The 26,420-nt window shown below is 60.9% G+C and carries 22 protein-coding genes and 2 tRNA genes; 14 read left to right on the forward strand and 10 right to left on the reverse strand.

Annotation, left to right across the window (positions count from 1 at the left end; genetic code table 11):
- Positions 1-26: 26 nt before the first annotated feature.
- The gene (purT, locus tag BFQ04_RS13770; protein WP_065951296.1) at positions 27-1,208 is read left to right on the forward strand and encodes a formate-dependent phosphoribosylglycinamide formyltransferase; all 1,182 of its coding nucleotides are present in this window, start codon (positions 27-29) and stop codon (positions 1,206-1,208) included.
- Between the two features lie 85 nt (positions 1,209-1,293).
- Here the strand turns inward: purT and BFQ04_RS13775 are convergent, their stop codons facing one another.
- From BFQ04_RS13775 to BFQ04_RS13785, 3 genes are all read right to left on the reverse strand, one after another.
- Complete coding sequence (locus BFQ04_RS13775) at positions 1,294-2,604, reverse strand: MFS transporter (protein ID WP_065951297.1); 1,311 nt, start codon at positions 2,602-2,604, stop codon at positions 1,294-1,296.
- A gap of 354 nt (positions 2,605-2,958) precedes the next feature.
- Positions 2,959-4,197 (reverse strand): transporter associated domain-containing protein, encoded by a 1,239-nt coding sequence (locus tag BFQ04_RS13780; RefSeq protein ID WP_065951298.1) that lies wholly within the window; start codon positions 4,195-4,197, stop codon positions 2,959-2,961.
- Positions 4,198-4,209: 12 nt separating this feature from the next.
- Positions 4,210-5,022: a cytochrome C assembly family protein gene (locus BFQ04_RS13785; protein WP_065951299.1), complete on the reverse strand. Its 813-nt coding sequence runs from the start codon at positions 5,020-5,022 to the stop codon at positions 4,210-4,212.
- 234 nt (positions 5,023-5,256) lie between these two features.
- On the opposite strand from BFQ04_RS13785, the gene ffh reads away from it, so the two are divergent.
- From ffh to rplS, 5 genes are all read left to right on the forward strand, one after another.
- Positions 5,257-6,633 (forward strand): signal recognition particle protein, encoded by a 1,377-nt coding sequence (gene ffh, locus BFQ04_RS13790; RefSeq protein WP_065951300.1) that lies wholly within the window; start codon positions 5,257-5,259, stop codon positions 6,631-6,633.
- 251 nt (positions 6,634-6,884) lie between these two features.
- On the forward strand, positions 6,885-7,136 hold the full coding sequence (gene rpsP / locus BFQ04_RS13795) for a 30S ribosomal protein S16 (RefSeq protein WP_003238923.1): 252 nt from the start codon (positions 6,885-6,887) through the stop codon (positions 7,134-7,136).
- A 5-nt stretch (positions 7,137-7,141) separates the two neighbouring features.
- A complete protein-coding gene (rimM, locus tag BFQ04_RS13800) occupies positions 7,142-7,678 on the forward strand; it encodes a ribosome maturation factor RimM (protein ID WP_056858695.1) in 537 nt (178 codons plus the stop codon).
- A complete protein-coding gene (gene trmD / locus BFQ04_RS13805; protein ID WP_175413284.1) occupies positions 7,660-8,433 on the forward strand; it encodes a tRNA (guanosine(37)-N1)-methyltransferase TrmD in 774 nt (257 codons plus the stop codon). Before rimM ends, trmD begins: the two co-directional genes overlap by 19 nt.
- A gap of 45 nt (positions 8,434-8,478) precedes the next feature.
- On the forward strand, positions 8,479-8,829 hold the full coding sequence (gene rplS, locus BFQ04_RS13810; protein WP_003175895.1) for a 50S ribosomal protein L19: 351 nt from the start codon (positions 8,479-8,481) through the stop codon (positions 8,827-8,829).
- 73 nt (positions 8,830-8,902) lie between these two features.
- Here the strand turns inward: rplS and BFQ04_RS13815 are convergent, their stop codons facing one another.
- Complete coding sequence (locus tag BFQ04_RS13815; protein ID WP_065951301.1) at positions 8,903-10,702, reverse strand: cation:proton antiporter; 1,800 nt, start codon at positions 10,700-10,702, stop codon at positions 8,903-8,905.
- A gap of 108 nt (positions 10,703-10,810) precedes the next feature.
- On the opposite strand from BFQ04_RS13815, the gene xerD reads away from it, so the two are divergent.
- The 4 genes from xerD to thrC all read left to right on the forward strand — a co-directional run bounded on the left by xerD (position 10,811) and on the right by thrC (position 15,528).
- Positions 10,811-11,707, forward strand: coding sequence for a site-specific tyrosine recombinase XerD (xerD, locus tag BFQ04_RS13820; protein ID WP_065951302.1), 897 nt, complete (start codon positions 10,811-10,813; stop codon positions 11,705-11,707).
- Between the two features lie 142 nt (positions 11,708-11,849).
- Positions 11,850-12,581: a thioredoxin fold domain-containing protein gene (locus tag BFQ04_RS13825; RefSeq protein WP_057723916.1), complete on the forward strand. Its 732-nt coding sequence runs from the start codon at positions 11,850-11,852 to the stop codon at positions 12,579-12,581.
- A 129-nt stretch (positions 12,582-12,710) separates the two neighbouring features.
- Entirely contained in the window at positions 12,711-14,015 is a 1,305-nt protein-coding gene (locus BFQ04_RS13830) for a homoserine dehydrogenase (protein WP_065951303.1), read from the forward strand.
- A gap of 103 nt (positions 14,016-14,118) precedes the next feature.
- Positions 14,119-15,528: a threonine synthase gene (gene thrC / locus BFQ04_RS13835; protein WP_065951304.1), complete on the forward strand. Its 1,410-nt coding sequence runs from the start codon at positions 14,119-14,121 to the stop codon at positions 15,526-15,528.
- Positions 15,529-15,613: 85 nt separating this feature from the next.
- Here thrC and BFQ04_RS13840 read toward each other — a convergent pair whose 3' ends face one another.
- Entirely contained in the window at positions 15,614-15,835 is a 222-nt protein-coding gene (locus BFQ04_RS13840; protein WP_065895132.1) for a hypothetical protein, read from the reverse strand.
- 311 nt (positions 15,836-16,146) lie between these two features.
- On the opposite strand from BFQ04_RS13840, the gene BFQ04_RS13845 reads away from it, so the two are divergent.
- On the forward strand, positions 16,147-16,431 hold the full coding sequence (locus BFQ04_RS13845) for a DUF3509 domain-containing protein (protein ID WP_065951305.1): 285 nt from the start codon (positions 16,147-16,149) through the stop codon (positions 16,429-16,431).
- A 183-nt stretch (positions 16,432-16,614) separates the two neighbouring features.
- Here the strand turns inward: BFQ04_RS13845 and BFQ04_RS13850 are convergent, their stop codons facing one another.
- Positions 16,615-17,814: a CaiB/BaiF CoA transferase family protein gene (locus BFQ04_RS13850; RefSeq protein ID WP_065951306.1), complete on the reverse strand. Its 1,200-nt coding sequence runs from the start codon at positions 17,812-17,814 to the stop codon at positions 16,615-16,617.
- A gap of 136 nt (positions 17,815-17,950) precedes the next feature.
- Between BFQ04_RS13850 and BFQ04_RS13855 the strand changes: the two genes are divergently transcribed.
- Both BFQ04_RS13855 and recJ read left to right on the forward strand, forming a co-directional pair.
- Positions 17,951-18,493 (forward strand): YaeQ family protein, encoded by a 543-nt coding sequence (locus BFQ04_RS13855; RefSeq protein WP_065951307.1) that lies wholly within the window; start codon positions 17,951-17,953, stop codon positions 18,491-18,493.
- Between the two features lie 147 nt (positions 18,494-18,640).
- Complete coding sequence (recJ, locus tag BFQ04_RS13860; protein ID WP_065951308.1) at positions 18,641-20,350, forward strand: single-stranded-DNA-specific exonuclease RecJ; 1,710 nt, start codon at positions 18,641-18,643, stop codon at positions 20,348-20,350.
- Positions 20,351-20,487: 137 nt separating this feature from the next.
- Here recJ and BFQ04_RS13865 read toward each other — a convergent pair whose 3' ends face one another.
- The 4 genes from BFQ04_RS13865 to BFQ04_RS13880 form a co-directional block, all read right to left on the reverse strand.
- Positions 20,488-21,768, reverse strand: coding sequence for a virulence factor family protein (locus tag BFQ04_RS13865; RefSeq protein WP_065951309.1), 1,281 nt, complete (start codon positions 21,766-21,768; stop codon positions 20,488-20,490).
- Positions 21,768-24,410 (reverse strand): bifunctional lysylphosphatidylglycerol flippase/synthetase MprF, encoded by a 2,643-nt coding sequence (mprF, locus tag BFQ04_RS13870; protein ID WP_065951310.1) that lies wholly within the window; start codon positions 24,408-24,410, stop codon positions 21,768-21,770. The genes BFQ04_RS13865 and mprF overlap by 1 nt, the downstream gene beginning before the upstream one ends.
- Before the next feature lie 279 nt (positions 24,411-24,689).
- A tRNA-Met gene (locus BFQ04_RS13875) sits at positions 24,690-24,766 on the reverse strand.
- Between the two features lie 174 nt (positions 24,767-24,940).
- A tRNA-Met gene (locus BFQ04_RS13880) sits at positions 24,941-25,017 on the reverse strand.
- Positions 25,018-25,295: 278 nt separating this feature from the next.
- On the opposite strand from BFQ04_RS13880, the gene dinB reads away from it, so the two are divergent.
- Positions 25,296-26,354: a DNA polymerase IV gene (dinB, locus tag BFQ04_RS13885; protein WP_065951311.1), complete on the forward strand. Its 1,059-nt coding sequence runs from the start codon at positions 25,296-25,298 to the stop codon at positions 26,352-26,354.
- Positions 26,355-26,420 lie beyond the last annotated feature (66 nt).

Here is a 26,420-nt window from a genome sequence, read left to right on the forward strand (position 1 = left end):
ATGATCCGCTCCCCTGAGGACCTGAGATGACCCGAATCGGAACTCCATTGTCGCCAACCGCGACCCGCGTTTTGCTGTGTGGCTGCGGTGAGCTGGGCAAGGAAGTGGTAATCGAGCTGCAGCGCCTGGGCGTTGAAGTGATTGCCGTGGATCGCTACGCCAACGCGCCCGCCATGCAGGTGGCGCACCGCAGCCACGTGATCAACATGCTCGACGGCGCCGCCCTGCGCGCCGTCATCGAGGCGGAGAAGCCGCACTTCATCGTGCCGGAAATCGAAGCGATCGCCACGGCGACCCTGGTCGAGCTGGAAGCCGAGGGATTCACCGTGATCCCGACCGCGCGCGCCACCTCGCTGACCATGAACCGTGAAGGCATCCGTCGCCTGGCCGCCGAAGAGCTGGACCTGCCGACCTCGCCGTACCACTTCGCCGATACCTTCGAAGACTACAGCAAGGCCGTGCAGGACCTGGGTTTCCCGTGTGTGGTCAAGCCGGTGATGAGTTCGTCGGGCAAGGGCCAGAGCCTGTTGCGCAGCGCTGACGATGTGCAGAAAGCCTGGGACTACGCGCAGGAAGGCGGGCGGGCCGGCAAGGGCCGGGTGATCATCGAAGGCTTTATCGACTTCGACTACGAAATCACCCTGCTGACCGTGCGCCATATCGGCGGCACTACGTTCTGCGCGCCGGTCGGCCATCGTCAGGAGAAGGGCGACTACCAGGAATCCTGGCAGCCCCAGGCCATGAGCCCGGTTGCCCTGGCCGAGTCCGAGCGGGTTGCCAAGGCGGTGACCGAAGCCTTGGGCGGTCGTGGTCTGTTTGGCGTGGAACTGTTCATCAAGGGCGATCAGGTGTGGTTCAGCGAAGTCTCGCCGCGCCCCCATGACACCGGCCTGGTGACCCTGATTTCCCAGGACCTGTCGCAGTTTGCCCTGCACGCCCGCGCCATCCTCGGCTTGCCGATTCCGTTGATCCGCCAGTTCGGGCCTTCGGCTTCGGCGGTGATTCTGGTGGAGGGGCAGTCGACCCAGACCGCATTCGCCAACCTGGGCGCCGCGTTGAGCGAGCCGGATACGGCGTTGCGTCTGTTTGGCAAGCCCGAAGTGAATGGCCAGCGTCGCATGGGCGTAGCGCTGGCGCGGGATGAGTCGATTGCAGCGGCTCGGGCCAAGGCGACCCGGGCTTCCCAAGCCGTTGTGGTCGAGCTTTAAAAGCATCGGGGGCAAGCCCCCTCCCACACTTGAATGTGTTCACACATCAACATGTGGGAGGGGGCTTGCCCCCGATAGCGGTCTATCAGGCGACCTTGTTCAAATCATTATCCCGCGTCTCTTTCAAACACAGCACCGCAATCAAACTCAGCAACGCTGCCGCCGACACATACCCCCCGACGTAACTCAGTCCGCCCATCGCCACCAGCTTGGTCGCGAAAAACGGTGCCGCCGACGCGCCCACGATCCCCCCCAGGTTATATGCCGCCGAAGCGCCGGTATAACGCACGCGGGTCGGGAACAGTTCCGGCAGCAGCGCACCCATCGGCGCGAAGGTTACGCCCATCAGGAACAGCTCCAGCGCCAGGAACAGCGCCACGGCCCAGGTCGAACCGTGGGTCAGCAGCGGCTCCATGGTAAAACCCGACAGAATCGCCAGGATCGCGCCGACAATCAGCACCGGCTTGCGCCCGTAGCGGTCGCTGGCCAGCGCCGCCAACGGCGTCGCCAGGCCCATGAACAGCACCGCGAAACACAACAGGCCGAGGAAGGTTTCACGACTGTAGCCGAGGGTCGACACCCCGTAACTCAGGGAAAACGCCGTGGTGATGTAGAACAGCGCATAGCACACCACCATCGACGCGGCGCCCAGCAATACCGGCAGCCAATGCTGGCTGAACAGCTCCACCAACGGCACCTTCACCGGTTTTTCATGGGCCACGGCATTGGCGAACACGGGCGTCTCGTGCAGCTTGAGCCGTGCGTACAGGCCCACCATCACCAGCGCCGCGCTGAGGATGAACGGAATGCGCCAGCCCCAACTGCGGAACTGCTCGTCGTTCAGGCTCATGGCCAAAATCAGGAACAAACCATTGGCCGCCAAAAAGCCAATCGACGGGCCCAGTTGCGGGAACATGCCGAACCAGGCGCGTTTGCCTTTGGGCGCGTTCTCGGTCGCCAGCAAGGCCGCGCCGCCCCATTCCCCGCCCAGGCCCAAGCCTTGGCCGAAGCGCAATACACACAGCAGGATCGGTGCCCAGGCGCCAATGCTGTCGTAGCCGGGCAGCAAGCCGATCAGGGTGGTACACACGCCCATCAGCAGCAGCGAGGCCACCAGCGTCGACTTGCGACCGATACGGTCGCCAAAGTGGCCGAACAGCGCCGAGCCCAGCGGGCGGGCGATAAACGCGATGCCGAAGGTCAGGAACGACGCCAGCATCTGCGCGGTGCCGGACGTCTGCGGGAAGAACACCGGGCCGATCACCAGCGCGGCAGCCGTGGCGTAGATATAAAAGTCGTAGAACTCGATGGCGGTGCCGACGATGCTCGCGGTCGCCACGCGAGCCGTCGAGTTGGTCGGGGCAGCGGTTGCCGCCTCGTTATAGGTGGTGCTCATGGCGGTAATCCCTGACGGTCATTGCGCGTTTGGACGCGGATTATTATTGGTCGTACACCCATGGATCAGGGGTGTGCTCGGAGCGGCTCGGGATGGGAGCAAACACCGGTCAGACAGGGTAAAGCGCTGCCTGGACGCGCTGAGTGCGGGTAGCACGCGGTCGGGCGGGGCTTGGGTAAGCCGCAGGGATTATAGGAAGGGGTGTGGAATTACAACAAGTGGTTGGAGTAACACCGATCCAGTGTGGGAGGGGGCTTGCCCCCGATAGCGGTGTATCAGCCACCTGATGCAGTGACTGGCATTCTGTTATCGGGGGCAAGCCCCTCCCACATTGGATTGTGGTTTATCAGAACGTCAGGCGGCGACGGGCACATGGCTGGTATGCCAGATCAGTACCTTGCTTACCCGGTTGTCCTCGGTCTCGAGGATTTCCAGGCGATAGCGGCCAATTTTCAGGCATACCGCGCAGTCCGGGATAGTCTCCAGCGCTTCGGTCACCAGGCCGTTGAGGGTCTTGGGGCCGTCGCTGGGCAGGTGCCAGCCCAGGCTTTTGTTCAGTTCACGGATCGAAGCCGCGCCGTCGATGATATAGCGGCCGTCCGGCTGGGCTTCGATGTGCGGGTTATCCACAGTCTGGTCGCTTTCGAATTCGCCGACGATTTCTTCCAGGATGTCTTCCAGGGTAACGATGCCCAGCACTTCGCCGTACTCGTCCACCACCATGCCCAGGCGGCGCTGCTGCTTGTGGAAATTGAGCAGTTGCAGCTGCAACGGCGTGCTTTCCGGCACGAAGTAGGGTTCGTGGCAGGCGGCCAGCAGCGCTTCCTTGGTCAGGCTGGCGTCGGCCAGCAGGTGCTGGATCTGCCGTGTGTTGAGCACCGCTTCAACCTGGTTGATGTCGCTGTGGAACACCGGCAACCGCGTGCGCTGGGAAGTGCGCAGTTGCTCGATGATGTCCTCGATCGCGTCATCCAGGTTGATGCCGTCCACTTCGCTGCGTGGCACCAGGATGTCATTGACGGTGATGTTGTCCAGGGCATGGATGCCAGGCATGCCGGGCATAGGCTCTTCATCGGCATCATGTTGCGGTTCGTCGTTAGGGTCGGACGAAGGCTCGTCGCTGTTTCTCACCACGCCGGCCTTGCGCGAGAACGGGCGCAGCAACATCAGGCTGATGCCATTGAGCAGCCAGGCAACGGGATAAAGGATTTTCAGCGGCACCCCCAGCAGCGCATTGCCGAAACCCAGTATGGCGTGCGGATAGCGGGTAGCCAGGGCGCGGGGCAGGTAATCGGCGAGGATCAGCAGCACTGCGCAGGCGATCAGCCCGCCGAGCCATGGCCCGTTCTGTACCCAGGCATGGATCGCCAGCAGTGTGCAGAGAATGACCACCGCTGCGCGGCACAGGCTGTTGCACAGGATCAGGCTGTGGCGCGGAAAGCTCAGGCGTGCGGCAGCCTTGTCACCCTGGCGTGTGCCCGGGCGCAGGGCCAGCAGGTGTTGTTGTGCGGCCTCGATGGCGGTAAACAGCGCCGCCCATAAAACCAGCAGGGCAATTACGGCGAGCATCGGCCCAAGGGGCAAGTTGTCCATGATCGCCGCTCGTCAGATATGCAGGATGTATTCGCGAACCAGCTTGCTGCCGAAATAGGCCAGCATCAGCAGGCAGAAACCGGCCAGGGTCCAGCGGATGGCCTTGTGCCCGCGCCAGCCGAGGCGGTTGCGGCCCCACAGCAACACGCTGAACACGATCCAGGCCAGGCAGGCCAGCAAGGTCTTGTGCACCAGATGCTGGGCGAACAGGTTCTCGACGAACAGCCAGCCGGAAATCAGCGACAGCGACAACAAGGTCCAGCCGGCCCACAGGAACCCGAACAGCAGGCTTTCCATGGTTTGCAGCGGCGGGAAGTTCTTGATCAGCCCGGACGGGTGCTTGTGCTTGAGCTGGTGGTCTTGCAGCAGTACCAGCAGCGATTGGAACACCGCAATGGTGAACATGCCGTAGGCAAGGATCGACAACAGGATATGCGCGAGAATGCCCGGCTCTTCATCGATCACCTGTACGGTGCCGGTGGGCGCGAATTGCGCCAGCAGCACCGTGAGCATGCCCAGCGGGAACAGCAGCGCGAGCAGGTTCTCGACCGGAATCCGATAGCACGCCAGCAGTGTCAGTGCGATCACGGCGGCGGCGATCAGGCTGGCGGCGCTGAAAAAATCCAGGCCCAGGCCGACCGGGGTCATCAGGTGCGTAAACAGACTGGCGGCATGAGCCAGCAGGGCGAGGACGCCAAGGCCGGTCAGCAGACGTTTGTCCGCTTTGGCGCCTTGGGCCAGACGAGTGCCCTGATAGAGGGTCGCAGCGGCATACAAGATGGCGGCGGCGAGGCTGGGTAGCAAACTGGGTGACAAGGGGAGCATAAATCCTGATAGACAAGCCCGAAAGGCGCTGAGTTTGGCACACACCCGCGCCGCACGAAAGACTCCCCCGCCAGACAGCGGGTGTGCATGGGCGCAGTCTTCGCTATAATCCGCGACCTGCCCACGCCGCAGGCTTGCCGAGCGCTATGTTTAATAGCGATTTACCACAGCCTGGGCCGCCATTACCTCGGTCTACCAATGCATTTCGTTGAATAGGGCCTGAAAGGATCGCGCATGTTTGAAAACCTGACTGACCGTCTCTCGCAGACGCTGCGCCATGTAACCGGCAAGGCCAAGCTGACCGAGGACAATATTAAAGACACCCTGCGTGAAGTGCGCATGGCGTTGCTGGAAGCCGACGTGGCCTTGCCGGTAGTGAAGGACTTCGTCAACTCGGTCAAGGAACGCGCGGTCGGCACCGAAGTGTCGCGCAGCCTGACGCCGGGCCAGGCGTTCGTGAAAATCGTCCAGGCCGAACTCGAAAGCCTGATGGGCGCGGCCAACGAAGACCTGAACCTCAGCGCCGTGCCTCCGGCCGTTGTGCTGATGGCCGGCCTGCAGGGTGCGGGCAAGACCACCACCGCCGGCAAGCTGGCGCGCTTCCTTAAAGAGCGCAAGAAGAAGTCCGTGATGGTGGTGTCGGCCGACGTTTATCGTCCGGCGGCCATCAAACAGTTGGAAATGCTCGCGGGCGAAGTGGGCGTGACCTTCTTCCCGTCGGACCTGAGCCAGAAGCCGGTCGACATTGCCAACGCGGCCATTAAAGAAGCCAAGCTGAAATTCATCGACGTGGTCATCGTCGATACCGCCGGTCGCCTGCACATCGATGAAGAGATGATGGGCGAGATCAAGGCGCTGCATGCCGCGATCAGCCCGGTCGAAACGCTGTTCGTAGTTGACGCCATGACCGGCCAGGATGCGGCCAACACCGCCAAGGCCTTCGGTGACGCACTGCCGCTGACCGGCGTGATCCTCACCAAGGTCGACGGCGATGCCCGTGGCGGTGCCGCGCTGTCGGTACGTGCAATCACCGGCAAGCCGATCAAGTTCATCGGCATGGGCGAGAAGAGCGAAGCGCTCGAGCCGTTCCACCCCGAGCGTATCGCCTCGCGCATCCTCGGCATGGGCGACGTGCTCAGCCTGATCGAGCAGGCCGAAGCCACGCTCGACAAGGACAAGGCCGACAAACTGGCCAAGAAGCTGAAGAAGGGCAAGGGCTTCGACCTCGAAGACTTCCGCGATCAGTTGCAACAAATGAAGAACATGGGTGGCCTCGGCGGCCTGATGGACAAGTTGCCGAACATCGGCGGCGTGAACCTGGCGCAAATGGGCAACGCCCAGGGCGCGGCAGAGAAGCAGTTCAAGCAGATGGAAGCCATCATCAACTCCATGACCCCGGCCGAGCGCCGCGACCCTGAGCTGATCAGTGGTTCGCGCAAACGCCGGATCGCCATGGGTTCCGGCACCCAGGTGCAGGACATCGGTCGCTTGATCAAGCAGCACAAGCAGATGCAGAAGATGATGAAGAAGTTCTCCGCCAAGGGCGGTATGGCCAAGATGATGCGCGGCATGGGCGGTATGTTGCCCGGCGGCGGCATGCCCAAGATGTAAAGAATTCGAGCGCAAGCCCTGCTTGCGCTCCGACCCGCAGGGATGCGGGATCTCCAGCAAACCCGCCATTGGCGGGCGCTGACCTGCCGTTTTAACCGACGGCTCTATAGCAGATCTGAATGGCACGCTGGTAGGCGCCGGAAAAAGACATTTGCAAAAGTCCGGATATTCCTTAGAATATGCGGCCTTTCGGGCACCTATGCCCGCTGTGCATTTAGATTTGCAGCACCGACTACAGGAACGATGTTCACATGCTAACAATCCGTCTTGCCCTTGGCGGCTCCAAAAAGCGCCCGTTTTACCACTTGACCGTAACTGACAGCCGCAACCCACGTGACGGCTCTCACAAGGAACAAGTTGGTTTCTTCAACCCGATCGCTCGCGGTCAGGAAGTTCGTCTGTCCGTGAACCAAGAGCGCGTAGCCTACTGGCTGAGCGTTGGTGCACAGCCATCCGAGCGCGTTGCCAAGCTGTTGAAAGACTCGGCTAAGGCCGCAGCCTGAGCAATATGAACGCGACGCCAGCTGTTGCTGATGATTTGATCGTTATCGGCAAGATTTACTCTGTTCATGGCGTTCGCGGCGAAGTGAAGGTGTATTCCTTTACTGATCCGACTGAAAACCTGTTGCAGTACAAAACCTGGACGCTCAAGCGCGAAGGCAGCGTGAAACAGGTCGAGCTGGTCAGTGGACGCGGGAGCGACAAGTTCCTGGTCGCAAAGCTCAAGGGTCTTGATGATCGTGAAGAAGCTCGGCTTCTGGCTGGTTATGAGATCTGCGTGCCGCGCAACCTGTTCCCTGAATTGACCGACGGCGAGTACTACTGGTACCAGCTGGAAGGTTTGAAGGTTATTGATCAACTCGGGCAACTGCTCGGGAAAATCGATCATCTTCTGGAAACCGGCGCCAACGATGTAATGGTGGTCAAGCCTTGCGCTGGCAGCCTGGATGATCGCGAACGCCTGTTGCCCTATACCGGGCAGTGCGTGTTGGCCGTCGACCTGGCAGCGGGCGAGATGAAGGTGGAATGGGATGCGGACTTCTAGGCGTGGCTAATTTGCGCATTGAAGTGATCAGTTTGTTTCCCGAGATGTTCTCCGCCATCAGCGAGTACGGCATCACCAGTCGGGCGGTGAAACAGGGGCTGTTGCAGCTTACCTGTTGGAACCCGCGAGACTACACGACGGATCGACATCACACTGTGGACGATCGCCCATTTGGCGGTGGCCCGGGCATGGTGATGAAGATCAAGCCCCTGGAAGACGCGTTGGCCCAGGCCAAGGCAGCGGCCGGGGAGAAGACGAAGGTAATTTACCTGTCCCCTCAAGGCCGTCAGCTGAAACAGGCTGCGGTAAGCGAACTGGCGAATGAGGAGGCACTGATCCTGATTGCCGGTCGCTATGAAGGCATTGACGAGCGTTTTATTGACGCTCATGTCGATGAAGAGTGGTCGATTGGGGACTATGTCCTGTCTGGCGGCGAGCTGCCGGCGATGGTCCTGATAGATGCGGTTACACGACTGCTGCCTGGAGCTTTAGGGCATGCGGACTCTGCGGAGGAAGATTCCTTCACGGATGGTTTGCTGGATTGCCCGCACTACACCCGTCCGGAGGTGTATGCGGATCAGCGTGTTCCCGACGTATTGCTAAGTGGCAATCACGCACACATCCGGCGTTGGCGTTTACAGCAGTCCCTTGGTCGGACCTATGAACGACGCGCCGATCTTCTGGAAAGCCGCTCGCTTTCTGGAGAAGAGAAGAAGCTGCTCGAGGAATACATCCTCGCGCGGGACGATAGTTAACAACGTATCGATGGTAGGTCCGTTGACTTACCTTAGGAGCACAGCATGACTAACAAAATCATCCTTGCACTCGAAGCAGAGCAGATGACCAAAGAGATCCCTACCTTTGCCCCGGGCGACACCATTGTCGTTCAGGTGAAAGTGAAGGAAGGCGACCGTTCGCGTCTGCAAGCGTTCGAAGGCGTGGTAATCGCCAAGCGTAACCGTGGTGTGAACAGTGCTTTCACTGTTCGTAAAATCTCCAACGGTGTTGGCGTAGAGCGTACTTTCCAGACCTACAGCCCGCAAATCGACAGCATGGCTGTGAAACGTCGCGGTGACGTACGCAAAGCCAAGCTGTACTACCTGCGTGACCTGTCCGGTAAAGCAGCTCGCATCAAGGAAAAACTGGCTTAAGTCCAGCTTCCCGATGCAGAAAAAAGCAGCCTACGGGCTGCTTTTTTGTGCCTGCGATTTAAGCGGTGCGCCCCTAGGCCTGACCAGGCTGAATGACTGCCAGTAATGTCCATCCCGCCAGCGGTTTCATATCGCTCTGCGGCGTGACCACATGCACCCAGCCGCTGTTATCGCGGGCAAACAGCAGTGTCGCCCGCTCCCCATGCAGTGCCTGATAATCGCTCCAGCCAAACCCTTCGGTCAGGTGGGTGGTATACAGCTCGGCGCCTTGCCCCAGCAGGCTGGCGAGCTTGGTGTAGCTCAGCGGCTGGCTGCCCAGCAAGTGCCCGCGATGCTCGCCGCTGGCCCGGTGCTTGTCGGTGCGACGGCTTTCCTGGCTGTTGGCCAAGGCGAACAGGCGATGCCCGAAGTCGTGACGAAAGCGCATGGTGGCCAGGGTGTTCAATTCGCCGGAAGGTGACAGCGCGAGCAAATGCCCGAGACCGACCAGGTCCAGATGGGACTCGGCATGCTGTGAGGCCGGGTTGCCGAAGTACGTCGGCAGCCCTTCCATACGGCTGGCGCGAATGTTCTCCCAGCTCGAATCGGTCAGCAGCACGCGGCTGCCCAGCTGTTGCAGGGCTTTGCCGAGAATGCGTGCCGGGCCGTTCGCGCCGACGATCAGAAAGCCGCTTGGCGCGGGCTCGGCTACTTTCAGCAAGCGCGCCAGAGGACGCGCTGTCGCGCTTTGCAGCACCACCGTGCCGATGATCACCGCAAACGTCAGCGGCACCAGCAACAACGCACCTTCGTGGCCGGCCTCATCCAGGCGAATCGCAAAAATGGCCGACACCGCCGCGGCCACAATCCCGCGCGGGGCGATCCAGGCCAGCAGTGCGCGTTCGCGCCAGTTCAGTTTCGAGCCGACGGTCGACACCGCAACGTTCAGCGGGCGCGCAATGAACTGAATGATCAGCAGCAGAATCAGTACGAACGGCCCCAGGGCGATCAGTGCGTTCAGGTCCAGGCGCGCTGCCAGCAGGATAAACAAGCCGGATATCAATAGAACACTGAGGTTTTCCTTGAAGTGCAGGATGTGACGCACGTCCACGCCCTTCATGTTGGCCATCCACATGCCCATCAGCGTCACCGCCAGCAGGCCCGACTCATGCATCACCTGATTGGAGGCGATGAACACCCCCAGCACCGCCGCCAGGGTGGCCAGGTTATGCAGGTATTCCGGCAACCACTGGCGGCGCATGACCAGGCCCAGCACCCAGCCCCCGGCAATCCCGAACAGACTGCCGCACAGGATGACGCCGCCAAAGGTCAGCAGGCTGTGACTCAGTCCATCGCCCGAGGCGCTGGCGATGATAAAGCTGTAGACCACCACGGCCAGCAGCGCGCCGATAGGGTCGATAACAATGCCTTCCCAGCGCAGGATGTTGGCGATGGACGCCTTGGGGCGTACCACGCGCAACATGGGCACGATGACGGTCGGGCCTGTCACCAGCGTCAAGGTGCCGAACAGCAGCGCCAGCATCCAGTCGAAACCCAGCAGCCAGTGGGTTGCCAGGGTGATCACCGCCCAGGTCGTCAGCGCACCAAGGGTCACCAGTCGGTGCACCACGCTGCCGATTTCCTTCCATTCCGACAGATGCAGCGTCAGGCTGCCCTCAAACAGGATCAATGCGACGGCCAGCGACACCAATGGCATCAGCAACGGGCCGAACATTTCCTGCGGGTCGAGCCAGCCAAGTACCGGCCCCGCCAGAATTCCGCTCAATAACAGAAACAGAATCGCCGGCAATTTCAGGCGCCAGGCCAGCCATTGGCAGCCGAGCGCGGCCACACCGATACCGCCGAAAGCCAACAAGATCTGTTGTTCGTTCATTAAAGCTTCCTGTTCCTAGAAGTAGCGGGCTATGAAAGACTAGTGGCCCTTGCCACAGTTCACTAAATAAAATGGCGCCAAGCCCCTTGCCGCGTCGCTTGAGTAACCATGCCCGCCATTGACCACCCGCTGATCGACCGCTTCCTTGACGCCCTTTGGTTGGAAAAAGGCCTCTCGGACAACACTCGCCAGGCTTACCGCAGCGACCTGGCCCTGTTCAACGGTTGGTTGCAGGAGAAAAACCTGGAGCTGATCAATGCCGGGCGCGAGCTGATCCTCGATCACTTGGCCTGGCGCCTCGAGCAACATTACAAGCCGCGTTCCACCGCGAGATTTCTCTCCGGTGTGCGTGGCTTTTATCGCTATCTGTTGCGTGAAAAACTCATCGCAATCGATCCAACTCTACAAGTCGATATGCCGCAATTAGGTAGGCCTCTTCCTAAATCTTTGTCGGAAACTGACGTGGAGGCTCTGTTGGCCGCGCCGGATCTCAGTGAGGCCATCGGCCAGCGTGATCGCGCCATGCTGGAAGTGCTCTACGCTTGCGGGCTGCGGGTCACCGAGCTGATCAGCCTGACCCTGGAGCAGGTCAACCTGCGCCAGGGCGTGTTGCGGGTGATGGGCAAGGGCAGCAAGGAGCGCCTGGTGCCGATGGGGGAGGAGGCGATTGTGTGGGTCGAGCGTTACCTGCGCGATGCGCGTCACGAGCTGCTCGGTGGCCGTCCCAGTGATGTGCTGTTCCCCAGCCTGCGCGGCGAGCAGATGACCCGCCAGACCTTCTGGCACCGGATCAAGCACCAGGCCAAAGTGGCCGGGATCGGCAAGTCCCTGTCGCCGCATACCTTGCGTCATGCGTTCGCCACCCACTTGCTCAATCATGGCGCGGATCTGCGCGTGGTACAGATGCTGCTCGGCCACAGCGACTTGTCCACCACCCAGATCTACACCCATGTGGCACGGGCGCGCTTGCAGGAGATGCACGCCAAGCACCATCCACGCGGCTGAAAAATCCCAATTTGTTCGGCTGCGGGCTGCCCTGCGGCCCAACTGTGGTAGGCTTTGCCGGTTCGCAAAGGCGACGGTCCACACCCCCGGTTTCCAATCGGCGTAGCTGCACCCGTCCCTGCATCTGCCTTCAGGAGTTACCATGCGCTTGACCCAGATTATTGCCGCCGCAGCCATTGCGTTGGTTTCCACCTTTGCCGTCGCCGACGATGCGGCTGAGCAGGCCATTCGCAAGAGCCTGGTCAACCTGCAACTCGATACCCCCATCGAAAGCATCAGTGCCAGCCCCATGGCCGGTCTGTACGAAGTCAAGCTCAAGGGCAGCCGCGTGCTGTACGCCAGTGCCGATGGCCAGTACATCGTTCAGGGCTACCTGTTCCAGCTCAAGGACGGCAAGCCGGTCAACCTGACCGAGAAAGCCGAACGCCTCGGCGTATCCAAGCTGATCAACGGTATTCCCGTGGCTGAAACCGTGGTGTACCCGGCCATCGGTGAGACCAAGACCCACATCACCGTGTTCACCGACACCACCTGCCCGTATTGCCACAAGCTGCACGCCGAAGTGCCTGCCTTGAACAAGCTGGGTGTGGAAGTGCGCTACGTCGCATTCCCGCGCCAGGGCCTGGGTTCGCCGGGTGATGAGCAGTTGCAGGCGGTCTGGTGCTCGGCCGACAAGAAAGCGGCCATGGACAAGATGGTCGATGGCAAGGAAATCAAGGCGGCCAAATGCGCCAATCCGGTTTCCAAGCAGTTCGCCCTGGGCCAGTCCATCGGCGTGAACGGCACACCGGCCATCGTCTTGGCCGACGGCCAGGTGATTCCGGGCTACCAGCCGGCACCACAAGTTGCCAAACTGGCACTGGGTGCCAAGTAAGCATTAATCGTCGAGCCTTCGACGAGCATGATCCGCCGAACCGTCGGCGGGTCATTAATTGAGAGCCGCAGTTGTGCGGCTGTGTTCCACGGCCGACCTCGCGTCGGCCGTTTCATGGGGAGTTCTTCAGTGAAACCGGTCAAAGTAGGCATCTGTGGGTTAGGGACCGTCGGTGGCGGCACCTTCAACGTACTTCAGCGTAACGCTGAAGAAATTTCCCGCCGTGCAGGGCGTGAGATTGAAGTGGCGCAGATCGCCACGCGTTCGCCGAAGCCTCAGTTCGAAACGACCGGTATTGCGATTACCAACGATGTGTTCGCCGTGGCCACCAACCCTGACATCGATATAGTCATCGAGCTGGTAGGCGGCTATACCGTAGCCCGCGAGCTGGTGCTCAAGGCCATCGAGAACGGCAAGCACGTGGTCACCGCCAACAAGGCGCTGATCGCCGTGCACGGTAACGAAATCTTCGCCAAGGCCCGTGAGAAGGGCGTGATCGTGGCGTTCGAAGCCGCCGTGGCCGGCGGCATCCCGGTGATCAAGGCGATTCGTGAAGGCCTGTCCGCCAACCGCATCAATTGGGTCGCCGGCATCATCAACGGCACCGGTAACTTCATCCTTACCGAAATGCGCGAAAAGGGTCGCACGTTCGAAGACGTGCTGGCTGAAGCCCAGGCCCTGGGTTATGCCGAAGCCGACCCGACCTTTGACGTGGAAGGCATCGATGCGGCCCACAAGCTGACCATCCTGGCGTCCATCGCCTTTGGTGTCCCGCTGCAGTTCGACAAGGCCTACACCGAAGGCATCACCAAACTGACCACCGCCGACGTGAACTACGCCGAAGCCCTGGGCTACCGCATCAAGCACCTCGGTGTGGCGCGCAGCACCCCGGCCGGTATCGAATTGCGTGTGCACCCGACACTGATCCCGGCCGACCGCCTGATCGCCAACGTCAATGGCGTGATGAACGCGGTGATGGTCAACGGTGATGCCGCCGGCTCCACCCTGTTCTACGGCGCCGGTGCCGGCATGGAACCGACCGCTTCCTCGGTAATCGCCGACCTGGTGGATGTGGTTCGCGCCATGACCAGCGACCCGGAAAACCGCGTACCGCACCTCGCCTTCCAGCCGGACTCGCTGTCGGCCCACCCGATCCTGCCGATCGAAGCCTGCGAAAGCGCCTACTACCTGCGCATCCAGGCCCAGGATCATCCGGGCGTGCTGGCCCAGGTGGCGAGTATCCTGTCGGAGCGCGGGATCAACATCGAGTCGATCATGCAGAAGGAAGTCGAGGAGCAGAACGGCCAGGTGCCGATGATCCTGCTGACCCACCGCGTGCTCGAGCAGCATATCAACGATGCCATCCGAGCACTCGAAGCGCTCCAGGGCGTGGTTGGACCGGTGGTCCGTATCCGCGTCGAGCATTTGAATTAATTCAGCTGCAAGCGGTTAGCTACAAGCTGCAAGTAAAAGCCGATTCGCTCTAACTTGCCGCTTGTAACTTGAAGCTTGAAGCCCAAACCGAAGGTTTGCCCCTATGCGCTATATCAGCACCCGCGGCCAGGCACCGGCCCTGAATTTCGAAGATGTTCTGCTGGCAGGCCTTGCCACCGACGGCGGCCTGTACGTGCCGGAGAACCTGCCACGCTTCACCCAGGAAGAAATCGCTTCCTGGGCCGGCCTGCCGTACCACGAGCTGGCATTCCGAGTGATGCGCCCGTTCGTCACCGGCAGCATTCCGGATGCGGATTTCAAGAAGATCCTGGAAGAAACGTACGGCGTGTTTTCCCACAGCGCCATTGCGCCCCTGCGCCAGTTGAACGGCAACGAGTGGGTGCTTGAGCTGTTCCACGGCCCGACCCTGGCGTTCAAGGACTTTGCCCTGCAATTGCTGGGTCGCCTGCTCGACTACGTACTGGAAAAACGCGGCGAGCGCGTAGTGATCATCGGCGCCACTTCCGGTGATACCGGCTCGGCGGCCATCGAAGGGTGCAAGCACTGCGAAAACGTCGACATCTTCATCCTGCACCCGCACAAGCGCGTCTCGGAGGTGCAGCGTCGCCAGATGACCACCATTTTCGGTGAGAACATCCACAACATTGCCATCGAAGGCAACTTCGATGACTGCCAGGAAATGGTCAAGAACAGCTTTGCCGACCAGAGTTTCCTCAAGGGCACGCGACTGGTGGCGGTAAACTCGATCAACTGGGCGCGGATCATGGCCCAGATCGTCTACTACTTCCACGCCTCCCTGCAGTTGGGCGGCCCGGCGCGTTCGGTGTCGTTCTCGGTGCCGACCGGCAACTTCGGCGACATCTTCGCCGGCTACCTGGCGCGCAACATGGGCCTGCCGATCAATCAGTTGATCGTCGCGACCAACCGCAACGACATCCTGCACCGCTTCATGAGCGGCAACGGGTACGTCAAGGAAACCCTGCACGCCACGCTGTCGCCGTCGATGGACATCATGGTGTCGTCGAACTTCGAACGCCTGCTGTTCGACATGCACGGTCGCAATGGCGCGGCGTTGGCCGAGCTGATGAACAGCTTCAAGCAAGGTGGCGGTTTGAGCGTCGAGCAAGAGCGCTGGACCGAAACCCGCAAGCTGTTCGACTCCCTGGCGGTGGACGACGCGCAGACCTGCGAAACCATCGCCGAGGTCTACGCCCAGACCGGCGAGCTGCTTGACCCGCACACGGCCATCGGTGTGAAGGCCGCCCGCGAGTGCCGTCGCAGCCTGGATATCCCGATGGTGATCCTTGGCACTGCACACCCGGTCAAATTCCCCGAGGCGGTGGAAAAGGCCGGTGTTGGCAAGGCCCTGGAGTTGCCGCAGCACCTGGCTGATCTGTTCGAGCGCGAAGAGCGTTGCACGGTGTTGGCTAACGACCTGAAGACTGTGCAGGCGTTTGTCAGCCAGCATGGCAATCGGGGCAAGCCGCTGTAAGGCGCACCGCGTAGACAACAACGCCGCTTTCCCTTCCCTGGGTCAGCGGCGTTTTTTGTTTCTGGCAGGCCCGGCAACGTGCTGTTTACAGGAGCAGTTTAATAGCCACTCCAGTGATTGAGGCAATCGTTGCGACCACGGCCATCGCTACGCCCATGGGGTACCAGAAAGTTTCGCAATTTATCTTCAGTGATTCCGATTTGAGCTTATCTTGCTCAGCCTGCATGCGTGATATTTCGGCATAGATGCGCCTTACATCGGCATGCATCCTCTCCATCGATGCTTGCTGTTCATTTTGTTCCAACATCATTTTCATCCTTCGCAATAAGGGCCTTATGACATGCACTCTGCCTGCACGGCAGGGTGATCAGCGCTCACCGAGTATAGGATTCACGCCTGGCCTGCGCGCTCGGCGTAGCCCAAAACCGCAACCCATTGCGTAAGCACTTATGTGTCGCCGTTTTTTGCCTGTCATGTTGCAAGCGCATGCTGGAGACGTCATCCCCGCACAACCCTTGAAAGACGAAAAAGCGAACTTTCCTACGTCACAACCAGTCACTAGGAAAGATGCAGCACCCGTTGAAACGATTGTTCCCGAACTATTGAGTGGTGATCGAGATGGAAAGTATCAGCCTGTTGCTCGAAGAAGCACTGAGCCCTTATCTGGTTACGCTGACCACCTCTGGTGCGCAGGGCGAATGCCTGGTGACCGTGAAGAACCCCGGTGGCGCCATCATGGTCGAGCGCGAATTCAACCGCGCACAGTTGACCGACAAGCGCGCGCTGGTGGATGTGGTGGATTGCCTGCTGCGCGATTTGAAAATTGCCGAAGGTCGACTCGAGCCCTCGGTCATCGCAGCCCTGCGAAACGCCGCCATGACACGAACCCCGGTGTGCGCATGAAGAATTATTTATCCTTCGAAACTTCCTACGGCATGGCCGGTCAGAGTTTGTAACAGCAAGAGCAAACATTGTGCTCCGGTGTTTGTGGCTTGTTGTACTGGTCTTTGTAGATCACGTTTAACCCCGAGTTGTCTCCCCACTCCTCGGGGTTTCTTTTTGCCTGGGATTTGGCACGGCGCGCGCTCAGATCGCGCCATCGGCACGCAGGCGGGCGATGGCCGCCGCGTCATAGCCCAGAGCGTTGAGCACCACAGTGTTGTGCTCGCCCAATTGCGGTCCTACCCATTCGCAGCTGCCTGGCGTATCCGACAGCTTGGGCACGATGCCGGGCATCTTGAAAGCCTTGCCACCCGGCAGTTGCGCGCTGAGGAACATCTCCCGGGCCAGGAACTGCGCGTCACCCAGCATGTCTTCGGCACTGTAGATGCGGCTGGCGGGCACCTGGGCCTGATTCAACTGCGCCATGACCTGCTCCAGCGGCAGGGCGTTGACCCAGCGATCGATCACCCCGTACAGCTCATCGCGGCGGCTGTCACGCCCGTCATTGCTGGCAAGCGCCGGGTCGTTCGCCAGATCGTCGCGGCCGATGGCGACCATGAAGCGCTTGAAGATCGCATCGCCATTGGCGCCAATCTGCACATGTTTGCCGTCGGCGCTGGTGTGGATCGAGGAGGGCGTAATACCCGGCATGATATTGCCGGTGCGTTCGCGAATGAAGCCGAACACGTCGAACTCGGGAATCATGCTTTCCATCATGGCGAAGATGGCTTCGTAAAGCGCCACGTCCACCACCTGGCCGAGGCCACCGTTGACTTCACGATGACGCAGGGCCATCAGCGCACCGATCACCGCCCACAGCGCGGCAATCGAGTCACCGATGGAAATCCCGGTGCGCACGGGCGGGCGGTCTTCGAAGCCGGTGATGTAGCGCAAGCCGCCCATGGACTCGCCCACCGCGCCAAACCCCGGTTGGTCTTTCATTGGCCCGGTCTGGCCGAAGCCGGAAAGGCGCACCATCACCAGCCTGGGGTTCAGTGCGTGCAGGGTCTCCCAGCCCAGGCCGAGTTTTTCCAGCACGCCGGGGCGGAAGTTTTCGATCAGGATGTCGGCGTCGGCCAGCAATTGCTTGAGGATCGCCAGGCCATCCGGGTGCTTGAGGTTGAGGGTTAGCGACTGCTTGTTACGCGCCTGCACGAACCACCACAGCGAGGTGCCTTCATACAATTTGCGCCATTTGCGCAGGGGGTCGCCGCCGTCCGGGGATTCGACCTTGATCACCTCGGCGCCAAACTCGGCGCAGATACGTGAGGCAAACGGGCCGGCAATCAGGGTGCCGAGTTCGATGACTTTCAGGCCGGCAAGTGGTTTGGCATTAAGCGACATGGGGATCCTTGAGCGCGCGGGACGGTGACGTACTGCTTTTTAACATAGGCGGGCAGCCTGGATGCAGCGCAGTATTCGTTGATTGGCCTCGCCATCGGTTAGACTGGCCGCCTTTCCTTGTCTCCAGAGCCCGTTCATGGCCCAGCCGTCCACGACCTACAAATTCGAACTCAACCTCACCGACCTTGACCGTTCGGTGTACGAGAGCGTCAAACAGACCATCGCCCGCCACCCTTCGGAAACCGAAGAACGCATGACCGTGCGCCTGCTGGCCTACGCCCTCTGGTACAACGAGCAGTTGGCGTTCGGCCGTGGCTTGTCGGATGTCGACGAGCCGGCCCTGTGGGAAAAGAGCCTGGATGATCGGGTGTTGCACTGGATCGAAGTCGGCCAGCCGGATGCAGACCGCCTGACCTGGTGCTCGCGTCGCACCGAACGCACCAGCCTGCTGGCCTACGGCAGCCTGCGGGTGTGGGAAGGCAAGGTGGTGCCGGTGGCGAATAACCTGAAGAACGTGCATATCGCTGCCGTGCCGCAGGAAATTCTGGAGGTTCTGGCCAAGGACATGCCGCGCGTGATCAAGTGGGACGTGATGATCAGCGAAGGCACGATCTTCGTTACCGATGACCGTGGCCAGCATGAAGTGCAACTGCAATGGCTCGTTGGAGAGCGCGATTGAAGAGTTGCAGCTACAAGCGGCAAGCTTTTAGCTGCAAGCTTGAAGCTTGAAGCTTGAAGCTTGAAGCTTGAAGCTTGAAGCTTGAAGCTTGAAGCTTGAAGCCTGAAGCCAGCTATTATTCCCCTACAGAGAACCCCCCAGCGTCCCATGCGTATCGATCCCCGTCCCTTGCCCGCCGTCCTGCCATTCCTCGGTGAATTGCCCCCGCTGCTGACCCGTCTCTACGCCGCGCGCGGGGTGCAATCGGAAGCCGAGCTGGACAAGAGCCTGGCGCGGTTGATTCCCTATCAGCAGCTCAAGGGCATCGATGCCGCCGTCGACCTGCTGGTGACGGCGCTGGAACAACGCCAGCGCATCCTGATCGTCGGTGACTTCGATGCCGACGGCGCCACCGCCAGCACCGTAGGTACACTGGGCCTGCGTTTGCTCGGTGCGGCCCATGTCGATTACCTGGTGCCCAACCGTTTTGAATACGGCTACGGCCTGACGCCGGAGATCGTTGCGGTGGCGCTGCAGCGCGAGCCGCAGTTGCTGATCACGGTGGACAACGGTATCTCCAGCGTCGAAGGCGTGGCGGCGGCGAAGGCGGCGGGGCTGAAGGTGCTGGTGACCGATCACCACTTGCCGGGCGACGAACTGCCGGCGGCGGACGCGATCGTCAATCCGAACCAGCCAGGCTGTGCGTTCCCCAGCAAGGCACTGGCCGGTGTGGGCGTGATCTTCTACGTACTGATGGCCCTGCGCGCGCGTTTGCGCAGCCTGGGCTGGTATGACAGCAGCCCGCAGCCGAACATTGGTGAACTGCTCGACCTGGTGGCCCTGGGCAGCGTCGCCGACGTGGTGCCGCTGGACGCCAACAACCGCATCCTGGTGCATCAAGGATTGGAGCGTATCCGCGCTGGCCGCGCGCGGCCGGGGATCAAGGCGATCCTTGAAGTGGCCAAGCGTGACCATGCCCGCATCACCTCCACCGACCTGGGCTTCATTCTCGGCCCACGGCTCAATGCGGCCGGGCGCCTGGACGATATGAGCCTGGGCATCGAATGCCTGCTGACCACCGATGTTGCCGCGGCGCGGGAAATGGCCGCGCAGTTGGACGGCATGAACCAGGACCGCAAATCCATCGAGCAAGGCATGCAGCGCGAAGCCCTGGCTCAACTCAAGGATTTGCCGGTGGAGTCAATGCCGTACGGCTTGTGCCTGTTCGACCCGGAGTGGCACCAGGGTGTGATCGGGATTCTGGCCTCGCGCATGAAAGAACGTTATTTCCGTCCCACCATCGCGTTTGCCGATGCCGGTGATGGCCTGCTCAAGGGCTCCGGGCGTTCAGTACAGGGCTTTCATATCCGTGACGCGCTGGCGGTGGTGGCCAGCCAGCACCCCAACCTGATCGCCAAATACGGCGGTCACGCGATGGCGGCGGGCCTGACCCTGCCCGAAGCGAACTTCCCCTTGTTTGCCGAGGCTTTCGATGCCGAAGTGCGTCGGCAACTGCGCGAAGAAGACCTCACCGGGCGGCTGCTCTCCGATGGCACCCTGGCGGTGGAAGAGTTTCACCTGGAACTGGCGCGCGCGCTGCGCCATGCCGGCCCGTGGGGGCAACACTTTCCCGAGCCGTTGTTTCACGGTGTGTTCCAGTTGGTGGAACAGCGGGTGGTCGGCGAGCGGCACTTGAAGGTGGTGCTCAAGAGCGAATGCGGGTCGGTGAAGCTTGATGGCATTGCGTTTGGGGTAGACCGTGAAGTCTGGCCGAACCCGACCGTGCGCTGGGTGGAGTTGGCCTACAAGCTGGATGTGAATGAGTTTCGTGGCAATGAGACGGTGCAGTTGATGATTGCGCATATCGAGCCGCGCTAGATCCAGCTGACAATGCAATACAACTGTGGGAGGGGGCTTGCCCCCGATAGCGGTGGATCAGTCACAACATCATTGACTGACACCATGCTATCGGGGGCAAGCCCCCTCCCACATTTGGTTTTGTGTATAGCCTGGGATTACTCGGTCTTGGCCTGGTGCTTGACGATGATATCCACCAACCGCTTGGCCAGCGCCGGATAGTTCTCATCGAAGTGATGCCCACCGGGCAGCTTCATGGCTTCGCCCACGGCAGTCTTGTCGGTGCAGCCACTCTCGTCGACTTCTTCCGCGCCATAGATGCACACCACTTTTTCGGGGGGCAGCTTGGCCATTTCCGGGCCGGTCGCGGCTTCTTTGCCGGCGTTGCCCAGCCAGCCTTCCACTTCAATCTCAAAACTGCCGGTGCGGGCGAAGGCCAGCAGAATGATCGCGTCGACGCGTTGCTGTTCGTTTGCCGGCATACGGTTGTAGATGGCCGGCAGGACGTCGGCGCCGAACGAGTAACCGGTCAGCACGAAGCGCTTGGTGCCCCATTTCTGCCGGTAGTGCTGCATCAGTTCGGTAAGGTCCTTGGCGCTTTGTTCCGGGGTTTTGTGCTGCCAGTAGTAGCGTAGGGTGTCGATGCCGACCACCGGGTAGCCGATCTTCGCCATTTCGCCGGCCACGTCGCGGTCCAGGTCACGCCAGCCGCCGTCACCGGAGAGGAACAGGGTCACGGTGTCTTTGGCCTGACCGGCCGGCACTTCCACCACTGGAATCGCCAGGCCCCCGTTGTCCGAACCTACCAGCTGCTTGCGCAGCTCGTTGTTCAGCACTTGCGGGTAATGAATGTCGTAGTCGCTGATGCTGGTGGTGGCACGCGGTGTGTCACGTACGAAGCTGGCGCTTTCATCGTCAGGGTTGTCATTCCAGGCCACCAGCCAGTTGCCATGGGCGGCGGTTTTCGGCAGCGGGTCGTTGCAGCCTTCCTGTTTCAGGGCAAAGCCGACGGAAATGGCGTTGGCCTTGTCGTCGTTCTGTGTGGCCAGCCAGCGCCAGGCGAGCGCTGCGCCAGGGCCAATGCCGCTGACCAGGGTCGCCGGGCCTTTAAGCTGGGCCAGGGCGCTCTGCAGCGCTTGCGCCTGCAGCTTGCAGTCATCCTTGGGCAGAATCACCTGAACGAGCTGCGCCGAGCCACCCTGGCTGAGGGCGATCAGTTGGCTGTCGGTGAGGGTTTCGTCGGCCATCACGGCCACTGCCACGCGGGCCTTCACCGCGCCGGCAGGGCTGACGCGGGTCATCACCGAGCCATCGGCCTGGGGCATTTGCTCCAGGGTCGGCTGTGGAGCAGGGCGGTTCCAGTACCAGTAACCGCCGCCCAGGATCAGCGCGAGCAGCACCACAACAGCCAATACATACCGCCAGGAGCGTCGAATCATCAGCGTTTCACCAATCCAGTCAAGCCGCCCGCGATCAGGGCGGCGGTATCGGCCAGTGCCACCAGCGGATCAAGTCCTGCGGGCACGGCCATGTAACGGGGTTCCCAGTCAGGCTGGAACTTGTCTTTGAAGCGGCGCAAACCTTGGAAGTTATACAGTTGCTCGCCACGGCGGAACACCATCGAGCCCAAGCGTTGGGTCAGTGGCGCGCCACGCCGGGGTTGCAGGCCCGACAACGGCACCATGCCGAGGCTGAAGCGGGCGTAGCCGTGACTCTTATAATGTTGAATCAGACCGACCATCATGAACTCCATGGTCAGCTTCGGTGCGTCCGGGTGGGCGCGCATCAGGTCGAGACTGGCCAGGTCATGGTTGTACGTCTCGAGCAGGTTGGCGAAGGCCACCGGGCGCCCTTCGAAGCGAATGATCGCGATACGGAAGTGCTTGAGGTAGTCGTCGCTGAAGCGGCCCAGGGAGAAGCCCTTTTCGCGCACATTCTTACCGGTTAGCCAGGCGTCCGAGATAACTTTTAATTCATCCATCGGCGCCGTGCCTGGCTCGCAGATTTCCAGGGACAGACCGTCGCGGGTGCCACGGTTCCAGGTGTAGCGCAAATCCTTCATTTCCTTGCCCTTGGCTTCCAGGTCAAAGCGTTTCAGGTCGACGCGGGCTTCTTCGCCCAGCTTGATCGCGGTGAGTCCGATATCCATGTAGTACGGCAGGTTCTCGGCGCGCACTTGATAGAACACCGGCCGTGCGTGGTGAATGTCGCACAGGTCGCGGAACTGCCAGATCATCTCGGCGCGCGGCTGGGTCGGCCCGATCGGATCATACAAGGCCACCAGGCTGCGCCCTCGACGGGCATACATCAGGAAGGCTTCATCATTAGGGTGGAACAGCAACGCCTTGTCGCCGGTCAGCGCCAGGCCGCCGTCGGGTTGCGAGGAGGCCATCAGGATTTTGGAGGCGCGCTCGAGTTCGTCCGGGGTCGGCAGATGGATGACCGGGCGTGCGGTACGCAGCAGCCAGGTCAGCGACACGATCACCAGCAGGACGGCGGCACCCAGCAACGAACGCAAGCCGCGTGGGGCGTTGGCATCGAGGGTGAACTGCCACCACAGTTGATGACTGTAGGGCACGTCCTGATAGGCGAACAGCAGCAGCCAGATCGACGCGCCCAGCACGCACACGCTGGCCACCAGGTACAGCGGCGAGAAGGGCAGTTCGGTCAAGCGGCTGGCGCGGTAGAACGAGCGTCGGAAGATCGCCAGCAGCACGGCGGTCATGGTCATCAGGCTGGCTTCTTCCCAGTCGAAGCCCTTGAGCAACGAGAGCAGGGCGCCTACCAGCAGCAGCACCATGGTCAGCATCCAGGCCGCCGACAGACGTCGACGCAAGCCTTGGGCCAGCAGCAGGCACAGCACGCCGATCAGGCTGGCACCGAAGTGCGACGCGTCAATCAGGCGGTGGGGAATCAGGAAGCCGATGTTTTCCAGGCGTGAATCGATCTCCGGCGTGGCGCCGGAAAACAGCAGGACCACGCCGGACAAAAAAACCAGTACGGCCAGCACCGGTGCCGCAAGGCCGGAGGCGACGCGCAGGCTCTGCTGGGTCTGGAACAGGCGCTGGGCCTCGTTGACCAGCAGGAAGATACAGGCGATCAGCAGCGGCAATACCACGTAGATCATCCGGTACAGCAGCAGGGCGGCGGCCAGTGGCGCCGCGCCGAGTTTGTCGGCGAAGGCCGCCAGCAGGATCGCTTCGAACACCCCCACGCCACCCGGTACGTGGCTGAGTACGCCGGCGGCCAGGGCCAGCAGGTACACCAGCAGGAACGGGCCGAAGGGTGGCGCTTCCGGCAGCAGCAGATAAAGGACGGTGGCCGCGGCGGCGACATCCAGTGCGGTGATGATCAACTGCAGGAACGTCAAGCGCCGGCCAGGCAGGCGCAGGGTACGGCGCCCGGCCTTGACCAGCAGGTTATCCGGGTAGGGTTGTTCCGGCAGGCGACGGCGATAGATGCCGATGCACAGCATGGCCGACAACAGCAGTACAGCACCGGCAACACCGCCCAGCAGGCTTTGCGATAAATGCAGGTAGGTCGATGCCGCCGGCAGGTTGCTCAGTGTGGCCAAAGCGGCCAGGGGGGGAAGCGCGCAGCCCAGCGCCAGGCTGGCGAACACGGTCATGTGCGCGACTTCCGAAGCACCGATGCCGTGGCGTGCATAGAGACGGTAGCGCACCGAGCCGCCCGAGAGCATCGACAAGCCAATGGCGTTGCCGATGGCAAAGGCGGTGAAGCCCCCCAGTGCCAGGGTCTTGGCGGGCAGTTTCACGCCGGCATAACGTGCGCCGGAAAATTCATAGCCCAACAGAATGATGAAACCGGCCACCGCCGCCGCAAACGCGCCGAGCAAGGCAGGCTTGGGGACTTCCAGGATCGAGTCGTGGAGGGCGTAGAGATCGAGTTCCAACAACAGATGTCGGCAGGCGATCAGAGCAATGGCAAACAGCAGCAAGGTCACGGCCAGGCCGATGGGCTGACGGTATTTGCTCAACAGATCCAACCAACGCAAACGGGTGGGAGGGATCGGTTGTTCCGCTGTGACAGTGTCTTGTGGTTCAGACGAGTTGGCGCGCATCAATCACCTCGTGGATTGTGCGCGACAGGATGGGGGTATCCAGCCAAGTTACCAATCCCTATGGACAAAATAATTACAAATATTAACGCGGATCACCGAGTGCGGCGACTGCGGCCATTGGTCGTAGAGGGTAGCGCTTGAGCATTGAGCATAGCGTGCAATGAGATGGACTCTGCAAACCGTCTACGGTTTCATGAAAGATGCCATGCCATTGTTTCAGAAGAACTTTTTCACCGGATACAAAAAAGGCCACTCTTTCGAGTAGCCTTTTTTGATGTTTGGTTGCGGGAGCCGGATTTGAACCGACGACCTTCGGGTTATGAGCCCGACGAGCTACCAGACTGCTCCATCCCGCGTCTGTGGGCGGCATTCTACAGTCCAGCGCCGAGGTGTCAACCGTTAATGCTGCAATGGCTCAAATAAGTGGGTTTTATTCAAAATCAAGGCCTTGGCACCGCCCATTGAGGGGAGGGGGTAAAAACAGGCACGCACAAAAAAGGCCACTCTTTCGAGTAGCCTTTTTTGATGTTTGGTTGCGGGAGCCGGATTTGAACCGACGACCTTCGGGTTATGAGCCCGACGAGCTACCAGACTGCTCCATCCCGCGTCTGTGTGTCGGCATTCTACAGAGGAACGCGAGTGTGTCAACCCTAAAATCGAACAAAAGCGCTTGTGGTTCAATTGGTTAGCTCTCCAAGGCAGGCTTGCGAAGGGCGCGGGGCCAGTCAGGCCAGGGCTTTCAGCTCTATTGGAAGGTCGAACTCGATTGAGAAAACCAATTCATCTTGGATATTTCCTACCGCTCAGGCGGAAGATTCAAACTACTGGTGCTATATACAGGGGTGAATGCGATACTGGCCACCCGTTGATTCACACCCCGTTTATATGACGCAGCGCAAAATCATCCACGTCGACTGTGATTGCTTCTACGCCGCCATCGAGATGCGCGACGACCCGAGCCTGGCGCAAAAACCCTTGGCTGTCGGTGGCTCGGCAGATCGGCGGGGGGTGATCGCTACGTGCAATTACGAAGCGCGGGCTTACGGGGTGCGCTCGGCGATGTCATCGCGTCACGCGTTGAAGCTGTGCCCGGACCTGACGATCGTCAAGCCGCGTATGGATGCCTATAAAGAAGCGTCGAAGGAAATCCAGACGATCTTTCGCGACTACACCGACCTGATCGAGCCGTTGTCGCTGGATGAAGCCTACCTCGACGTCTCCGACAGCCCGCATTTTGGCGGCAGTGCCACGCGCATCGCCCAGGACATTCGCCGGCGTGTGTCCAATCAGTTGCACATCACCGTGTCTGCCGGCGTGGCGCCCAACAAGTTTCTGGCCAAGATCGCCAGCGATTGGAAGAAACCCAACGGCCTGTTTGTGATTACCCCGGACCAGATCGAAGATTTTGTCTCGCAGTTGCGGGTGAGTAAATTGCATGGAGTGGGCAAGGTCACCGCCGACAAGCTGGCGCGCCTGGGCATTGAGGATTGCCTGCAATTGCGTGAGTGGAACAAGCTGGCGCTGGTGCGCGAATTCGGCAGTTTCGGGGAGCGTCTCTGGAGCCTTGCCCGTGGGATCGATGACCGCGTGGTGCAGAACGACAGTCGGCGGCAATCTATCAGTGTCGAAAATACCTACGATGTGGACTTGCCGGATCTTTCCAGCTGTCTGGCCAAGCTGCCTGAGTTGATGGAAACCCTGGCTGGGCGCATGGCGCGTATCGACAGCAGCTACCGGGCAGGCAAGCCGTTCGTGAAGGTCAAGTTCCATGACTTCACCCAGACCACCCTGGAGCAGGCCGGGGCAGGTCGGGATCTGCAGAGTTATGAACAGCTGATGACCCAGGCGTTCAACCGTGGTGGGAAACCAGTGCGATTGTTGGGGATCGGGGTGAGGTTGCTGGATTTGAGCAGCGGCAACGAACAGCTCGAGTTGTCCTGGTAGAACCCCTGGTAGAACCCGGGATTAAAAAATGAGAGAGATCCAAATGTGGGAGGGGGCTTGCCCCCG

Source organism: Pseudomonas sp. 37 R 15 (genome assembly GCF_900004865.1).
Lineage (GTDB): Bacteria > Pseudomonadota > Gammaproteobacteria > Pseudomonadales > Pseudomonadaceae > Aquipseudomonas > Aquipseudomonas fluorescens_AM.

Excerpts from the sequence above, each read along its gene's own strand:
- xerD (WP_065951302.1), top strand. The coding sequence starts at position 10,811 with ATGCCCGCCATTGACCACCCGCTGATCGACCGCTTCCTTGACGCCCTT.
- mprF (WP_065951310.1), bottom strand. The coding sequence starts at position 24,410 with ATGCGCGCCAACTCGTCTGAACCACAAGACACTGTCACAGCGGAACAA.
- purT (WP_065951296.1), top strand. The coding sequence starts at position 27 with ATGACCCGAATCGGAACTCCATTGTCGCCAACCGCGACCCGCGTTTTG.
- recJ (WP_065951308.1), top strand. The coding sequence starts at position 18,641 with ATGCGTATCGATCCCCGTCCCTTGCCCGCCGTCCTGCCATTCCTCGGT.
- BFQ04_RS13780 (WP_065951298.1), bottom strand. The coding sequence starts at position 4,197 with ATGGACAACTTGCCCCTTGGGCCGATGCTCGCCGTAATTGCCCTGCTG.
- BFQ04_RS13775 (WP_065951297.1), bottom strand. The coding sequence starts at position 2,604 with ATGAGCACCACCTATAACGAGGCGGCAACCGCTGCCCCGACCAACTCG.
- ffh (WP_065951300.1), top strand. The coding sequence starts at position 5,257 with ATGTTTGAAAACCTGACTGACCGTCTCTCGCAGACGCTGCGCCATGTA.
- rimM (WP_056858695.1), top strand. The coding sequence starts at position 7,142 with ATGAACGCGACGCCAGCTGTTGCTGATGATTTGATCGTTATCGGCAAG.
- trmD (WP_175413284.1), top strand. The coding sequence starts at position 7,660 with ATGGGATGCGGACTTCTAGGCGTGGCTAATTTGCGCATTGAAGTGATC.
- rplS (WP_003175895.1), top strand. The coding sequence starts at position 8,479 with ATGACTAACAAAATCATCCTTGCACTCGAAGCAGAGCAGATGACCAAA.
- BFQ04_RS13855 (WP_065951307.1), top strand. The coding sequence starts at position 17,951 with ATGGCCCAGCCGTCCACGACCTACAAATTCGAACTCAACCTCACCGAC.
- rpsP (WP_003238923.1), top strand. The coding sequence starts at position 6,885 with ATGCTAACAATCCGTCTTGCCCTTGGCGGCTCCAAAAAGCGCCCGTTT.
- BFQ04_RS13825 (WP_057723916.1), top strand. The coding sequence starts at position 11,850 with ATGCGCTTGACCCAGATTATTGCCGCCGCAGCCATTGCGTTGGTTTCC.
- BFQ04_RS13845 (WP_065951305.1), top strand. The coding sequence starts at position 16,147 with ATGGAAAGTATCAGCCTGTTGCTCGAAGAAGCACTGAGCCCTTATCTG.
- thrC (WP_065951304.1), top strand. The coding sequence starts at position 14,119 with ATGCGCTATATCAGCACCCGCGGCCAGGCACCGGCCCTGAATTTCGAA.
- BFQ04_RS13815 (WP_065951301.1), bottom strand. The coding sequence starts at position 10,702 with ATGAACGAACAACAGATCTTGTTGGCTTTCGGCGGTATCGGTGTGGCC.
- BFQ04_RS13865 (WP_065951309.1), bottom strand. The coding sequence starts at position 21,768 with ATGATTCGACGCTCCTGGCGGTATGTATTGGCTGTTGTGGTGCTGCTC.
- BFQ04_RS13785 (WP_065951299.1), bottom strand. The coding sequence starts at position 5,022 with ATGCTCCCCTTGTCACCCAGTTTGCTACCCAGCCTCGCCGCCGCCATC.
- BFQ04_RS13850 (WP_065951306.1), bottom strand. The coding sequence starts at position 17,814 with ATGTCGCTTAATGCCAAACCACTTGCCGGCCTGAAAGTCATCGAACTC.
- dinB (WP_065951311.1), top strand. The coding sequence starts at position 25,296 with ATGACGCAGCGCAAAATCATCCACGTCGACTGTGATTGCTTCTACGCC.
- BFQ04_RS13840 (WP_065895132.1), bottom strand. The coding sequence starts at position 15,835 with ATGTTGGAACAAAATGAACAGCAAGCATCGATGGAGAGGATGCATGCC.